The organism is Thermodesulfovibrionales bacterium (assembly GCA_035686305.1).
Classification (GTDB): domain Bacteria; phylum Nitrospirota; class Thermodesulfovibrionia; order Thermodesulfovibrionales; family UBA9159; genus DASRZP01.
The window spans coordinates 1-13,890 of record DASRZP010000014.1; the positions used below are offsets into that span (position 1 = coordinate 1).

Below are 13,890 nucleotides of genomic sequence, written 5' to 3' on the forward strand. Positions count from 1 at the left end.
CGTCAAGCAAGAGACGCCGATAGAGGAGATCGGCAGGCTTCTCGTTCTCCACCGCATCAGCGGTGTGCCTGTGGTAGACAATGCTAGCAGGGTTATCGGCGTGGTTTCTGAATCCGACATCATCTTCAGGGAGATCGATCATCTGCCTCACCTTGTGGAAAAGCTTGGAGACATGATCCTTCCGAGGATCTTCAGGGAGAGCGGACGGACAGGCGATACAGCGGGAGAGATCATGACCTCTCCTCCCATCACGGTCCATGAACGGGCGCCGCTGAGGGAACTCATCCAGATTATTACGGAGAGGAAGATAAAGAGGATTATTGTCGTCGATGAGAGAGGCCGCCTCGCCGGCATTATATCGAGGGTAGATATCGTGAAGGCCTTGGAGAAGATAGAATCGTGAACTTCGGCAACCTGATCTGATAGAAAGAGTTCGACAGCCTTGCCGAAAGGTTCAGCTCATTCCGTGTTTTAACTCCATCCTCAGGAAGTAGCTCAGCACAGTCCTTACACCGACAATCGCTGCAAGCATCCCAACCTTCTCCCAACTCGGGCTGACGGCAGAGCTGATGATGTCTGCAGCAATGAAGATTTCAAGTCCGAGAAGAAGGTGGGCGCCCAGACGCTGGCGGATGGATTCACTTCTGGAAACAGCGTCTTCCTTCGAAGAGGAGAACTTCAGACCGATGAACGCGACCATTGCCTCGAGAACGCCCCAAACGACAACAGCAGTCCCTAATCCGCTGATGGTCAGAATAACCGCCTCAAGAATATTGTGTATGATCTCCAAGTCCTATCCCTTCATGTAAAAGATACCAGCCATTATTTGTGGAGTCAAGATTCATTCTTTTGAGCTGAGAGGAACAGAGAATCGGTGTGCCTTTTCTCCGGGATTGTAAATTATTTGTAAATCCTTGATTCCAGTGACAAAAGTTACTTCACATACAGCAAAAGAAGGAGTAAACTGTTCTCAAGGAGAGGGGAGGGATAAGCGGATTAAACAGAGAGAGTCTCTCCTGAACTGTTCGCAACATCCGGAGGTCGATAGAAATGAAAATTATGGTCTGTCACGATGGTTCCGAAAGGGCTCAGAACGCCCTTGAGAAATCTGTAGGGCTTTTCAGGGCACAGGATCCGGAGATTATCCTCTTAACAGTCGTTGAGGAACCTCTGGATGCCACAAGCACGAATGAGGAAAGCTTCAAGAAGTGGTGCCAGAAGCGCGAGGACGAACTGAAGACCTTTGGCAGCCGGATCGCTGATCAGGGTCTCGAGGTTGATGCCGTCCTTGCAGTAGGCGATCCGCGCAGGATGATCCTTGAGGCGGTAAAGACAAAATCGCCGGACATCCTTGTGGTGGCAAAGCGCGGCGGCGGTCTTCTCAACGAGATGGTTCTTGGGAGTGTGAGCGCCTTCGTCATACGGCATGTAACGTGCCCGGTTCTCGTGATGCATTGCTGAATGATGGACGTTCAGGGGGGTTGTTCGATCCGCGTTGGATCGTGACGCAGAAAAATCGTATATCTTCGGAGGTGGTTTATGAAGGGGGAATGCACAAGTGAACGTATGGGATGGAAGGATCTTCTTGCATTTGGAAGGGCTGACATCAAGGCTCTTCACAAGACATGGATCGCGTTCTTCATGACATTCTATGTCTGGTTCAACATGGCGCCGCTTGTGTCTACCATCATCAGGGACACAGGCCTTACCCTGGATCAGCTCAAGGTCCTTGCCATCTGTAATGTTGCCCTGACGGTCCCTGCCCGCGTTGTTATCGGCATGCTGTCGGACAGGATAGGGCCGCGAAAGACATTTTGCATCGTGATGTGGTCAATGGCCATCCCCTGCGTATGGTTTGCCTTTGCCTCCACATATACGGAGATGCTGGCGGCAAGGCTGATCCTGAGCGCCGTCGGCACAGGTTTTGTCGTCGGTATTCATATGACTTCCCTCTGGTTCAAACCAAGGGATGCCGGCTTTTCTCAAGGTGTCGAGGCAGGCCTCGGAAATTGGGGGTCATCCCTGGCGGCAATAACCCTGCCGTTCATAGCCCTCGGCATCGTGGACAGCTGGAGATGGGCGATAGCCCTGAGCGGAGGCGTGATGTTCGCATATGGCATATACTACTGGTTCGCCATAACCGACGGTCCCGTAGGTACAGTCAGGCCGAAATCAAGAAAGGCCGCGGCCATCGAGGTCTCCACATGGGGCGACATGGTCAGCGCGATTCTCTGGACCATACCCATCATGGGTGTGCTCTCCCTTCTTGTCAGAACGGTAACGAAAAAGGGTTATATAACCCCTGAAACCGCGTATATCTTCTATGCAATTATAGCGGCTGGGATACTCTATCAGGTTATAGCGATCATCAAGGTCAATGTGCCGATACTCAGGAGAGGCGTGCCGGAGGATGACAGATACAAATTTATACAGGTCGGCACGCTCTGCGCATCCTACGTCGTCACCTTCGGCGCCGAGCTTGCGGTTATTTCAATGCTTCCGTTCTTTTTCCAGAAGGTATTCCACCTGAGTCCGGTGATGGCAGGGCTCTTCGGCTCGATGTTTGCGATCCTGAACTTCTGTTCAAGGGCTCTCGGCGGTTATGTTTCCGACAGGATGCCCACAAGAAAATCAGCTCATCTTATATATCTCGGGGGCGTGACAGGCGGTTTTGTGCTCATGAGCTTGATAAGCCCGGCATGGCCTCTGGCAGGGGCGGTTCTCGCTGTAATGCTATGCGCTCTGTTTGTCACAGGAGGCTGTGGCACAACCTTTGCCCTTATACCGTTTGTCAAGAGGCGTATAACGGGAAATGTTGCAGGGTATGCAGGGGCCTATGGCAATGTGGGCGCTGTGATATTTACCACGGCCTATACCTTTCTGACCGACAACCAGTTCTTACTGCTTATCGGTGGTTCCGCATTTGCCACGTTACTTTTCTGCCTCTTTTTCCTCAGGGAGCCCCACGGTGCGTTCTCTCACGAATATCATCTCTCTTCTGTCGACAGGAAGATTATGGAAGTTGCGACGCCATTGCCGGAGGCCGTCCATTAACATGGGGATTAGGGTGACAGGCTTGGTATCTCTCTATAAAAAAACAGCGAAAAGGAGGGTTACGATGACAAATCGTTTCAAAGTAGTATGCAGCTTCTTCGCTCTGCTGATCTTTTGCGCAGCCCTTTCGCCTGTGCATGCTGACACGGCAAAGAAGGGGGCTGAGTCTTCAGCAACTGCAGCTCCATCAAATCCGGCTGGCAAAGAACCGAACAAGGAAGAGAGCGTGGCGACCGGTGAACTCGTTCACCGAGGAAAGGCGCTCTTCACCGGCGAAAGGCACTTCACCAAAAGGGGCGCCCCCTGCGTTGCCTGCCACGCGCTCAGGTACTCGGGGGTGCGGGGAGGCAACTGGGGACCGGACTTAACGCAGATGTATACGAACATGGGCGAAGAAGGGCTCGCGGGCGTATTGAAAAGCCCGCCCTTCTCGGGCATGAAGAAGATGTATGAGGAAAAGCCCCTGACCGACGACGAGATCAAGGCCCTCGTTGCCTTTGCCAAGGATGCAGGTGCGCGCAAAGGGGAGGCTGCCCCCCATTTCTTTCCCTGGGCGGGAATGGCATTTTTCGGTCTCATTCTGGGAATATTCGGTATCTATAAGAGGAGGGTCAGATAATGGCGCCAGAACGGATCAAGGACGTTTTTTCATCTGAAACAAGAGACTGGGAAGAGCTTTACCGGAACCGGTGGCAGTACGATAAGGTCGTGAGGTCCATCCACGGAGTGAACTGCACGGGCGGTTGCAGCTGGATGATACACGTTAAAGACGGTATTGTCGGCTGGGAGCTCCAGGCAAACGACTATCCCCAGTTCAACAATAACATCCCGAACCATGAGCCGAGAGGCTGTCAGCGGGGGATCAGCTCCTCCTGGTACCTCTACAGCCCGCTCCGTGTAAAGTACCCCTATGTGAGGGGCAGACTCCTCGATCTCTGGAAAGAGGCGAGGGCCCGTCATGCCGATCCCGTAGACGCCTGGCAGAGCATCGTCGAGAACGCCGAGTCGCGGCGGGCTTACACAAGCAGGCGGGGCATGGGAGGCTTCAGGAGGGGAACCTGGGAGGATGTGGCAGAGCTTATCGCTGCCTCGACCCTTTACACGGCCAAGAAGTACGGCCCTGACCGCGTCGTCGGCTTTTCGCCCATCCCGGCCATGTCGATGATCAGCTATGCAGGCGGAAGCCGCTTTCTCCAGCTCCTCGGCGGCGTTGCCCTGAGTTTCTACGACTGGTACTGCGACCTCCCTGCCGCCTCACCCCAGATTTGGGGGGAGCAGACAGACGTGAATGAGTCTGCCGACTGGTACAATGCAGGTTACATTGCGGTCTGCGGTTCCAACGTTCCGATGACGAGGACGCCTGATGCCCACTTTCTGACAGAGGCGCGTTACCGTGGAGCGAAGGTGCTTGTGCTCTCTCCCGACTACAGCATAATGAGCAAGTTTGCCGATACGTGGCTCCCGGTAGAGCAGGGGCATGACGCACCCTTCTGGTTGGCAGTGAATCACGTCATCATGAAGGAATACTACCTCGACAGAAAGGTCCCCTACTTCCAGGACTATGCAAAGAAGTACACGGACATGCCCTTCCTCGTGAAACTGAAAAAGGAGGGCGATGCCTATGTACCAGGAGACTATCTGCGGGCAGGCGAGATCGCCAAAGGAGCGGGGCTGGAGCACGCCGATTGGGTCCTCTGCGTTTCCGACGAATCAGGGAACGTCAGGATACCAGGAGGGAGTCTCGGTTTCCGGCATAGTTCAAAGCAGGGAAACTGGAACCTCGACATGAAAGACGTTGTTGACGGCAACGACATCGACTGCAGGCTATCCAATCAGGGAGGGACCAACTGTAAGGTGAAGTTTTTCTACGAAGACATCGGTGAATCGTTGAGGGAGATAGCTGCGCAGAAGATTGTCACAACCAAGGGGGAAGAGATGGTCGTGACGGTCTTCGATCTCCTCGCAGCACAGCTCGGCGTCTCTTCAGGAGGGGGGTCCTACAAAGAAGACAGGCCCTTCACCCCTGCATGGCAGGAGAAGTACACCGGCATCAGTCAGGATACGGTGATTAAGATTGCCAGGGAGTGGGCTGACAACGGCGAAAGGACTAAAGGCCGGAACATGATGATCGTGGGCGCAGGCATTAACCACTGGTACCACAGCGACCTCATCTACCGTGCCGCGATTACCTCTCTGATATTGACGGGGTCCGTCGGAAACAACGGGAGCGGACTCGCCCATTACGTCGGTCAGGAAAAGGTGGTGCCCCTGGCCTCCTGGACTTCAATTGCCATGGCCCACGACTGGGTCAAACCGTCACGGCTGCAGAATACGCCGAGCTTCTGGTACATCCACTCCGACCAGTGGCGCTATGACCGGAGCTTTGTCGACTACTTCAGTCCCCGAGAGGGGAAGGGGACGCCGACACATGCTGCAGACTTCAATGTCAAGGCCACCCGGCTCGGTTGGCTGCCCTTCTTCCCTCAGTTCAACGAAAACCCTGCGAAGACCGTCGAAGAAGCGGTGAAGGGCGGAGCCAAGACGGACGATGAGATACGGAAGCGGATCGTGCAGAGGCTGAAAGAGGGGTCACTGAAGTTTGCGATCGAAGATCCGGATGCCCCTGAGAACTCTCCGAAGGTCTGGTTCATCTGGCGCGGAAATGCCATCTCTGCAAGCGCCAAGGGTCACGAGTTCTTCCTCAAGCACATCCTCGGTGCTCCGAACAGCAATGTCATGGCAAAGGAGGTCGCGAAGGGGCAGGTCAAGGAGATCGAGTGGCGCGACAAGGCGCCGGAAGGGAAGATGGACCTCGTCGTCGATCTCAACTTCCGCATGGACACCTCAACGCTCTACTCGGACATCGTGCTGCCTGCCGCCACCTGGTATGAGAAGGTGGATGTGAATACGACCGACATGCACTCCTTTGTCAATTGCATGAATGCCGCGGTCCCGCCTTCATGGGAGTCAAAGCCCGACTGGCAGATTTTCAGGCTTATAACCCGGAAGGTCAGCGAGCTTGCTCCGAAGCACTTCCCGTCTCCTTTCAAAGACGTCATCGCCGCGCCCCTGCTTCATGATACGCCCGGCGAGATCGCACAGAGGGAGGTGAAAGACTGGAAACTGGGCGAGTGCGAGGCGATTCCTGGAAAGACCATGCCGAACCTCGCCATTGTCGAGAGAGACTATGCGAACCTTTATAACCGCTTTGTCTCTGTCGGGCCTGCCATGGGACACATGGGCGCCCATGGCATCGCCTGGGAGGCTGATGATATCCACGAAAAACTCCTTGGAGAATTCCCGACAGTAACATGGAACGAGAGGAGCCATCTCAGCCTGGAAGAAGAAGAGACCGTGGCGAATGTAATCTTCTCCTTTGCGCCGGAGACGAATGGTGAGCTGAGCTACCGGGCGTATCAGAACCTCGAGAAGAGAGTTGGGAAGCCCCTTGCATCCATCGCCGAAGGAAACAGGAATTTCCGCATCACCTTTGAAGAGATCAGGCGGCAGCCCCGCCGCTTCATCAGCACCCCTGTCTGGTCCGGTCTTGTTAATGATCAGCGGCCCTATGCACCCTACACTTTGAACGTGGAGTACGGAGTTCCCTGGAGAACTCTGAGCGGCAGGCAGTCCCTCTACCTTGACCATCCGGTATACCGGGAATTTGCCGAAGGACTCCCGACATTCAAGGGAAAGATCAACCGGGAAGCTCTCGATGAACTCACCGAGGACGACAAGAAGGAGGGATTGATCCTGAACTTCCTCACGCCCCACGGCAAGTGGTCCATCCACTCCACCTTCAGCGACAACATCAGGATGCTCACCCTCTCACGGGGAGGACAGGTGGTATGGATCAACAGCGCCGACGCTGCACAGGCCGGGATCATGGACAACGACTGGGTCGAGGTCTTCAATACGAACGGTGTCATTGTCTGCAGGGCGATCGTTACCTCCCGAGTGCCGAAGGGCACGTCATGGATGTACCATGCGCCTGAAAGGACCCTCAACATCCCGAAGTCGAACAAGACCGGGAGACGCGGCGGGGTCCACAACAGTGTGACACGGATCCGCCTGAAACCGACGCTCATGCTCGGGGGCTATGCACAGTTCAGTTACTATTTCAACTACTGGGGACCTATCGGCGTAAATCGTGACTGCTATGTCGTGGTCAAGAAACATAAGAGGGGGTGATGCTATGGACGTAAGAGCTCAGATCGTGATGGTGTTCAATCTCGATAAATGCATCGGTTGTCATACCTGCAGCATATCGTGCAAGAACATATGGACCGACAGGAAGGGCGCTGAATACGCCTGGTGGAACAACGTCGAAACCAAACCGGGAATCGGCTATCCAAAACAATGGGAAGACCAGGGGAAGTACAAGGGCGGCTTCTTCGTCAAGAATGGAGAACTGAAGCTGAAGCAGGGAGGTAAATTCGCGACGCTCCTGAGCATGTTCTATCAACCGAACATGCCGAAGATGGAGGACTACTATGAACCCTTCGACTTTGATTATGGCAACCTCTACAACGCCCCTGAGGGCGACGACCAGCCCGTGGCCGATGCGATCTCCCAGATAACGGGAAAACGGATGGAGACGATCAGCGGGGGGCCCAATTGGGATGATGACCTCTCAGGCTCACCCCTCTACGCTGCCGAGGACCTCAACCTGGAGGACAGGAAGATCATCGAAGAGTACGGGAAGATCTTCATGCTCTACCTCCCGCGCATCTGCAACCACTGTCTCCACCCGGCCTGTATGGCATCATGCCCGTCCAAGGCGATCTACAAGCGGGGGGAGGACGGTATCGTCCTCATCGATCAGAACGTCTGCAAGGGGTGGCGCTTCTGCAACTCTGCCTGTCCCTACAAGAAGACCTACTACAATTGGAAGACCGGCAAATCGGAGAAGTGCATCTTCTGCTATCCCCGCGTCGAAACGGGACAGTGCAATGCCTGCGCCCATAGCTGCGTCGGCAGGATTCGCTATGTCGGTGTCCTTCTTTACGATGCCTCACAGGTCGGCAGTGCCCTCGTCAAGAGCGACACGGAGTTGGTGCAGGCCCAGCGTGAACTTATTCTCGACCCCCGGGACAGGGCGGTGCAGGAAGGCGCCAGGGCCAACGGTATAAGCGACGCCTGGCTGAAGGCTGCCGTCCATTCGCCGGTCTATGCCCTTGTCAAGAAATACGACCTCGCTCTCCCGCTTCATCCGGAGTTCAGGACTATGCCGATGACCTACTACATTCCGCCGCTGTCGCCGGTCCTCGCATCCCGGACAGGATCGTATGCGATAGCCGACCACGAGTCGATACCGACGATCGATACCCTCAGGGTTCCGATCAGTTACATGGCGAGCATGTTTTCCGGAGGCAACCGTGAAGTAGTCGCCGACGTGATGAAGAAGCTGATCGCGCTGAGGCAGTATATGCGGCAGGAGAACCTGGGCGAGAAGCCCGATGAGAAGGTCCTTATGGATGTCTCACTCGACAGAGAGGCCGCAGCGCGTATACACCGTCTCTTCGCCATCGGAGGATACACCGAACGAAATGTGATCCCTCCACAACAACGGGAAGAGCAGGCAGCTGCTTTACGGAAGGGCGGCAGGGGCTTCGGCCTTCTCGTGAAGCCAAGGGGGGGAGTATGAACCGCATCGAGACCTACCAAGCCTTGGCGCAGGCCTTCTCCTATCCCTGGAACAGGGAGACCTTGCTCTGGTCAGTAGAGCAGTTAAGAGGAAGTCTGGAGAGCTGCGGCGAAGATCCCCTCGCCGGGCTTAGGGAATTCATTTCGCGGTCTGACCTTGCGCGCATCCAGGAGGAGTATACCGTCGCCTTTGATCTGAGTCCGGCATGCGCCCCCTACGTGGGGTATCATCTCTTCGGTGACACCCACAAGAAGGGAGAGTATATGATCAAGCTCAAGGGGATCTACCGCGAGCACGGCTATTACCCTCCTGACAGCGAACTCCCCGACCACCTCTCGGTGCTCTTTGACTTTCTTGCTCACATGCGCAGGGAGGCGATGGATGAGGAACGGAGAGATTTCCTTTCCGCACACATGCTTGAGGGCATGAACAAGATGCGCAGTGTTGCGGGGAGCAAGCCTGAGATGCTTTGGAGAGATCTGATAACCGCTGCCTGCATGATCTGTGCGGCAGACTGCGAGGAGGTAACAACATGTTAGACAATCTCATCTTCATCGTCCTTCCCTACAGTGCGCTGGCGCTTTTTCTCTGCGTGGTGCCCTACCGGTATTTCGCGAACCGCCTGACCTGGACGCCCTTTTCGAGCCAGTTCCTGGAGAGCAAGACCCTTTACTGGGGCGCCATGGCTTGGCACTTCGGCATCATCATCGTTCTCCTCGCCCACCTGACAGGATTTCTCGTGCCGCGCGTGATCGAGGCCTTCCTCTCGAACCAGACCTTTTTCCTCGCCCTCGAGAATGTCAGTCTGGGGCTCGGACTCCTTGCCCTCTTCGGGAGCAGCGTCCTGTTTTTCCGGAGGATGACGGCAGAGAGGATAAAGGCTGTAAGCGGAATTGCGGATTGGTTGATCATCATCCTTCTCATTTGCCAGGCTGCCACAGGCGTGTATATCAGCATCTATGTGAGATGGGGATATCAATGGTATCACTATACGGCGGTCCCCTATCTCTATTCACTCCTGAGCTTCCATCCCCAGATCGAGTACGTGAGCGATTTCCCGATCCTCTTTAAAGTCCACGTGGCAGGGGCCTTTCTTATCCTCGGCGTTCTCCCCTTCACCAAGCTCGTTCATCTCCTCTATCTCCCCGTGGGCTTCTTAAAAGATCCGCCGATACTCTATCGCTGGCTTTCGAGTCCGAAGGGGAGGTGAGACGGCAAGAATCTGCGTTCTCTTGAGTTGAGTTTTCACGAATTATTTCTTAAGAAAAGGAGAAGAACATGGAAATGGAACCAGCAGTAACGGCTACAAGGAAGACTTCAAGTCGAGTGCTCACGACATGGAACCCGGAAGACAAGGCCTTCTGGGAGTCTGAGGGCAAGGCTATTGCCCGGAGAAACCTCTGGATCTCCATCCCGGCCCTTCTCCTTGCATTCGCGGTCTGGATGGTCTGGAGCGTCGTTGTAGTAAACCTCCCCAATATCGGTTTCAAGTTCGACACCAACCAGTTGTTCTGGCTTGCCGCGCTTCCGGGCCTGTCAGGCGCTACACTGAGGATATTCTACTCCTTCATGGTGCCGATCTTCGGCGGTCGCAAATGGACAACCATCAGTACCGCATCACTCCTCATACCGGCCGTAGGCATAGGTCTTGCCGTACGCGATTCAAGCACGAGCTATACGACATTCCTCATCCTGGCGCTGTTATGCGGATTCGGCGGCGGCAATTTCGCATCGAGCATGGCAAATATCAGTTTCTTCTTTCCCAAGGCGCAAAAGGGAACGGCCCTCGGATTGAATGCGGGACTCGGCAATCTGGGCGTCAGCACAATGCAGTTCATCGTACCGATCGTCATAACTGCAGCAGCCTTCGGAGGCCTCGGCGGTGATCCGCAACTATGGGCGAAGGGCTCTGCGACAAAACAGATGTGGCTTCAGAATGCAGGTTTCATCTGGGTGCCCTTTATCCTGGCCTCCACCATCGCTGCATGGCTCGGGATGAACGACATAGCCAGTGCGAAGGCTTCCTTCAGGGATCAGGCGGTCATCTTCAGGCGCAAGCATAACTGGATCATGTGCTGGCTCTATCTCGGCACCTTCGGCTCGTTCATAGGCTATTCAGCAGGGTTGCCGCTTTTGATCAAGTCCCAGTTCCCGGTAATCGACCCCGTGAAGTATGCCTTTCTCGGCCCTCTCGTAGGTGCCGCGATTCGTCCCGTCGGCGGCATTCTTGCCGACAAACTGGGAGGGGCGAAGGTCACGTTCTGGAACTTCATCGTAATGGCTGGAGCTGTCTTTGGAGTCCTTTATTTTCTTCCCCAAGGCGGGACGGGCGGGAATTTCTGGGGCTTCCTGGCCATGTTCCTGCTCCTGTTCACTACGACCGGCATTGGCAATGGTTCCACATTCCGAATGATCCCGATCATCTTCATGACTCACCACAAGTGCGAGGACACGGAATCCTGTACACCTGACCAGCTCGCACGCCTCAAGGAAGCGGCCAAGGAATCTGCAGCGGTGCTCGGGTTCAGCTCAGCCCTTGCAGCCTACGGCGCATTCTTTATTCCCAAGAGCTTCGGGACATCCATCACGATGACGGGAGGCCCGCAGGCGGCCCTGTACGGTTTTCTTGCATTCTATGTCAGCTGCATCCTCATTACGTGGTGGTTCTATTCCCGCAAGTGCGCGGAGGTTCCCTGTTAATGAAGGGAGCGCGCGTAGGGCGCAGAATTTGGCTGTTCAGACTTCAGTTTTGTCAGGTAAAGGAACGAGAAAAGGCCGTTTTTTTATTAACTCAGGCGGGGCAATGTCCCCGGCGCAACAGGAGGTGTAATTATGGCAACGATGGCAGAATCTGATGTGAAAAAACTCGATCTTGATGAGGATGGGTATATCCGCAATATCGATGAGTGGAATATCCATTTCGTGGAGCAGTATGCGGAGAAGGAGGGGATAAAAAAACTGACCGCTGATCACTGGAAGCTTATCGCGGCGATCAGGTTCTCTTACGAAAAGAACGGTGTCTCCCCCCTCTGCCGGGACGTTCTGAAGGATACGGGATTCACGAAGCAGGCAGTCTATGCACTCTTCCCTATGGCAGGTCACAAGAGCGCGTATAAGCTTGCAGGCTTACCGAAGCCCCCGGAATGTTAGTTTTCATTATCGGTCGGCTCTGAAAGAGCAGGCTGGATAGGTATCCGCCCTCGGGCTCACGTCTCGGCGGAGACGGCCCGAGGGCCTTACCCGAATGCATAATCATAGACCTCGGACTTGGAGAGAATATTCTTCGCTTTTATCTCCCTGATCTTCATAGCCTGCACGTTATCATGATTCGAACATTAGCTTCTTGATCTTGCATGCGCTCTTGGCCCCTTTAGGAGAAATGAGATACACTACATGGGATGAAAAAATCACGAGTGACTATACGATCCGCCTCCTACGATTACGGGACGCTCAGACCCCTTGTCTTCGAGATGATCGATTTTTTTTGTGGGCGCACAGTCAAGAAGGGCAGCCGTGTGTTGATCAAACCGAATCTGCTCGCCCCAGCCCGGCCTGAAAGGGCGATGGTCACACACCCGATGGTCGTGAAAGCGGTCGTGGAATGGGTCATCCAAAAGGGCGCACGGCCACAGATATCCGACAGTCCGGCGATGGGAGGCTTCGAGAAGGTGCTGAACGAAAGCGGCATCAGAGACGTGCTTAACGGTCTGGAAGTCGAATTTCGGGAATTCAGGGAATCTGTCACGTTTGATACCGGCGAGCCATTCAAAAAGATCGAGATTGCAAAAGATGCGCTCGAAGCTGATCTTCTCATCAATGTCCCCAAGCTAAAGACCCATGCCCAGATGCGCATGACTCTCGGTGTGAAGAACCTATTCGGATGCATCGTCGGGTTGAGAAAGCCCGAATGGCACCTCAGGACGGGAGTAAACAGAGATCTCTTTTCAGCCCTGCTGGTAAAGGTCCATCATGCACTGAAACCAGCCGTCACCGTTCTGGACGGGATACTCGCGATGGAGGGGCAGGGGCCGGGCAAAAGCGGGACGCCGAGAAAGCTGGGAATCATAGCAGCCAGCGATGATACCTATGCTCTTGATATCTCCATATGCAGGATGCTCGGGATCGATCCCCACGATGTCTTTACAAACAATGCTGCCCGTGAAATGGGATATACTGGCGGCGAGATTGAGGTGATCGGCGAGGTGCCGGTCGTTGACAACTTCAAGTTCCCTGACATCTCACCGGTCGTTTTTGGCCCCGAAATGCTACACGGTTTCATCAGGCGGAATCTCGTGCAGAGGCCGATGCAGGACATCTCCGAATGCAAGCTCTGCGGGGAATGCTGGAAATACTGTCCAGCAAGGGCAATCTCACAAAAGGGTCATGAGGTCCGCGTCGATTACGACAAATGCATACGATGCTATTGCTGCATAGAAGTCTGCCCCCATGCTGCGCTCCGCATTGAGGAGCCTCTTCTTGGCAAGCTCTTCAGAAGACTCAGAAGATAATGGCAAGGTCGACCTGCGCTCGGTGTCTGGGCAAAGAGGAAGGTCCTTTCCCAAAAGCGCTTGCGGCCGACAGAGTTGTCGGGCTAGGCATCCACAGCGAGCAGAAGGCCGCTACACTAAAGGTTCTTTGATAATATTTGCGTTAATCGTGTAAAATAAATTTCTTATTTGCAGCGAATTAAACAAGGAGGAAAGAAATGAAAAAGCATCCATTTTATTTTGTTTTCAGCCTCATTACCACAGTCTTTGTTGTAGCGGAGGTTGCATTCGCTGACGTGCCCGTTGCGAAGTCTGTTCCGACCCTTAGTGAATGGGGCATGATTGTGACCGCGCTGGGTTTGGGACTTGGCGCGACATACAAAATTCTGAAGAAGGAAAAATAATTATTATTTCAGTTTATTGCAAAGGTAGGACTATGCTTTCCAGCGTGTCACCATAGTTGCATCAACTCCTCGGCCTGCATCATAACTAACAAAGGCCGCTGAGAGGAAGCTATTAATGTTGGGCTGGCTGTCGGCATTTGCATTTACACAACTGATTGAAGTCCCCCTCTATACCTATGCTCTTAATGAAGTAAACTTCTCAAGATCAAAAAGAGTCGCTGTCGCGTTTGGCGCCAGCACAATTACACATCCGATAGTCTGGTTCGTATTTCCTGCTTTGATTCCTGATTCATATGTG

Annotated in this window: 14 protein-coding genes; 13 read left to right on the top strand and 1 reads right to left on the bottom strand. The window is 54.2% G+C overall.

Translation table 11 applies throughout. From position 1 onward, the window contains the following. On the top strand, positions 1-403 hold a 403-nt coding region (locus tag VFG09_01445), incomplete at its 5' end, for a CBS domain-containing protein (GenBank protein ID HET6513798.1). Between the two features lie 51 nt (positions 404-454). Here the strand turns inward: VFG09_01445 and VFG09_01450 are convergent. Next, the gene (locus tag VFG09_01450) at positions 455-790 is read right to left on the bottom strand and encodes a DUF1622 domain-containing protein (GenBank protein HET6513799.1); all 336 of its coding nucleotides are present in this window, start codon (positions 788-790) and stop codon (positions 455-457) included. Positions 791-1,050: 260 nt separating this feature from the next. Between VFG09_01450 and VFG09_01455 the strand changes: the two genes are divergently transcribed. The 12 genes from VFG09_01455 to VFG09_01510 all read left to right on the top strand — a co-directional run. After that, the gene (locus VFG09_01455; GenBank protein HET6513800.1) at positions 1,051-1,461 is read left to right on the top strand and encodes a universal stress protein; all 411 of its coding nucleotides are present in this window, start codon (positions 1,051-1,053) and stop codon (positions 1,459-1,461) included. Between the two features lie 78 nt (positions 1,462-1,539). Next, positions 1,540-3,054, top strand: coding sequence for an MFS transporter (locus VFG09_01460; GenBank protein HET6513801.1), 1,515 nt, complete (start codon positions 1,540-1,542; stop codon positions 3,052-3,054). Positions 3,055-3,118: 64 nt separating this feature from the next. Continuing rightward, a complete protein-coding gene (locus VFG09_01465; GenBank protein HET6513802.1) occupies positions 3,119-3,673 on the top strand; it encodes a c-type cytochrome in 555 nt (184 codons plus the stop codon). Beyond that, on the top strand, positions 3,673-7,245 hold the full coding sequence (locus tag VFG09_01470; GenBank protein ID HET6513803.1) for a nitrate reductase subunit alpha: 3,573 nt from the start codon (positions 3,673-3,675) through the stop codon (positions 7,243-7,245). Before VFG09_01465 ends, VFG09_01470 begins: the two co-directional genes overlap by 1 nt. Positions 7,246-7,249: 4 nt before the next feature. Continuing rightward, on the top strand, positions 7,250-8,701 hold the full coding sequence (gene narH / locus VFG09_01475; GenBank protein HET6513804.1) for a nitrate reductase subunit beta: 1,452 nt from the start codon (positions 7,250-7,252) through the stop codon (positions 8,699-8,701). Next, the gene (gene narJ, locus VFG09_01480; protein HET6513805.1) at positions 8,698-9,240 is read left to right on the top strand and encodes a nitrate reductase molybdenum cofactor assembly chaperone; all 543 of its coding nucleotides are present in this window, start codon (positions 8,698-8,700) and stop codon (positions 9,238-9,240) included. Before narH ends, narJ begins: the two co-directional genes overlap by 4 nt. Beyond that, positions 9,234-9,911 carry a respiratory nitrate reductase subunit gamma gene (locus tag VFG09_01485; protein HET6513806.1) on the top strand — a complete coding sequence of 226 codons (678 nt, stop codon included), beginning with the start codon at positions 9,234-9,236 and terminating at the stop codon, positions 9,909-9,911. Before narJ ends, VFG09_01485 begins: the two co-directional genes overlap by 7 nt. 68 nt (positions 9,912-9,979) lie before the next feature. Then, entirely contained in the window at positions 9,980-11,401 is a 1,422-nt protein-coding gene (locus VFG09_01490; protein HET6513807.1) for a NarK family nitrate/nitrite MFS transporter, read from the top strand. Positions 11,402-11,533: 132 nt separating this feature from the next. Then, entirely contained in the window at positions 11,534-11,851 is a 318-nt protein-coding gene (locus tag VFG09_01495) for a TusE/DsrC/DsvC family sulfur relay protein (protein HET6513808.1), read from the top strand. Between the two features lie 248 nt (positions 11,852-12,099). After that, complete coding sequence (locus VFG09_01500; GenBank protein HET6513809.1) at positions 12,100-13,209, top strand: DUF362 domain-containing protein; 1,110 nt, start codon at positions 12,100-12,102, stop codon at positions 13,207-13,209. A 197-nt stretch (positions 13,210-13,406) separates the two neighbouring features. Continuing rightward, positions 13,407-13,592, top strand: coding sequence for an IPTL-CTERM sorting domain-containing protein (locus VFG09_01505; protein HET6513810.1), 186 nt, complete (start codon positions 13,407-13,409; stop codon positions 13,590-13,592). Positions 13,593-13,707: 115 nt separating this feature from the next. Then, positions 13,708-13,890: hypothetical protein (locus VFG09_01510; GenBank protein HET6513811.1), on the top strand; the 183-nt coding region annotated here is incomplete at its 3' end.

Coding starts and splice junctions, on each gene's coding strand:
- VFG09_01470 (HET6513803.1), top strand. CDS start 3,673: ATGGCGCCAGAACGGATCAAGGACGTTTTTTCATCTGAAACAAGAGAC.
- VFG09_01460 (HET6513801.1), top strand. CDS start 1,540: ATGAAGGGGGAATGCACAAGTGAACGTATGGGATGGAAGGATCTTCTT.
- VFG09_01495 (HET6513808.1), top strand. CDS start 11,534: ATGGCAACGATGGCAGAATCTGATGTGAAAAAACTCGATCTTGATGAG.
- VFG09_01485 (HET6513806.1), top strand. CDS start 9,234: ATGTTAGACAATCTCATCTTCATCGTCCTTCCCTACAGTGCGCTGGCG.
- VFG09_01505 (HET6513810.1), top strand. CDS start 13,407: ATGAAAAAGCATCCATTTTATTTTGTTTTCAGCCTCATTACCACAGTC.
- VFG09_01490 (HET6513807.1), top strand. CDS start 9,980: ATGGAAATGGAACCAGCAGTAACGGCTACAAGGAAGACTTCAAGTCGA.
- VFG09_01455 (HET6513800.1), top strand. CDS start 1,051: ATGAAAATTATGGTCTGTCACGATGGTTCCGAAAGGGCTCAGAACGCC.
- narH (HET6513804.1), top strand. CDS start 7,250: ATGGACGTAAGAGCTCAGATCGTGATGGTGTTCAATCTCGATAAATGC.
- VFG09_01465 (HET6513802.1), top strand. CDS start 3,119: ATGACAAATCGTTTCAAAGTAGTATGCAGCTTCTTCGCTCTGCTGATC.
- VFG09_01500 (HET6513809.1), top strand. CDS start 12,100: ATGAAAAAATCACGAGTGACTATACGATCCGCCTCCTACGATTACGGG.
- narJ (HET6513805.1), top strand. CDS start 8,698: ATGAACCGCATCGAGACCTACCAAGCCTTGGCGCAGGCCTTCTCCTAT.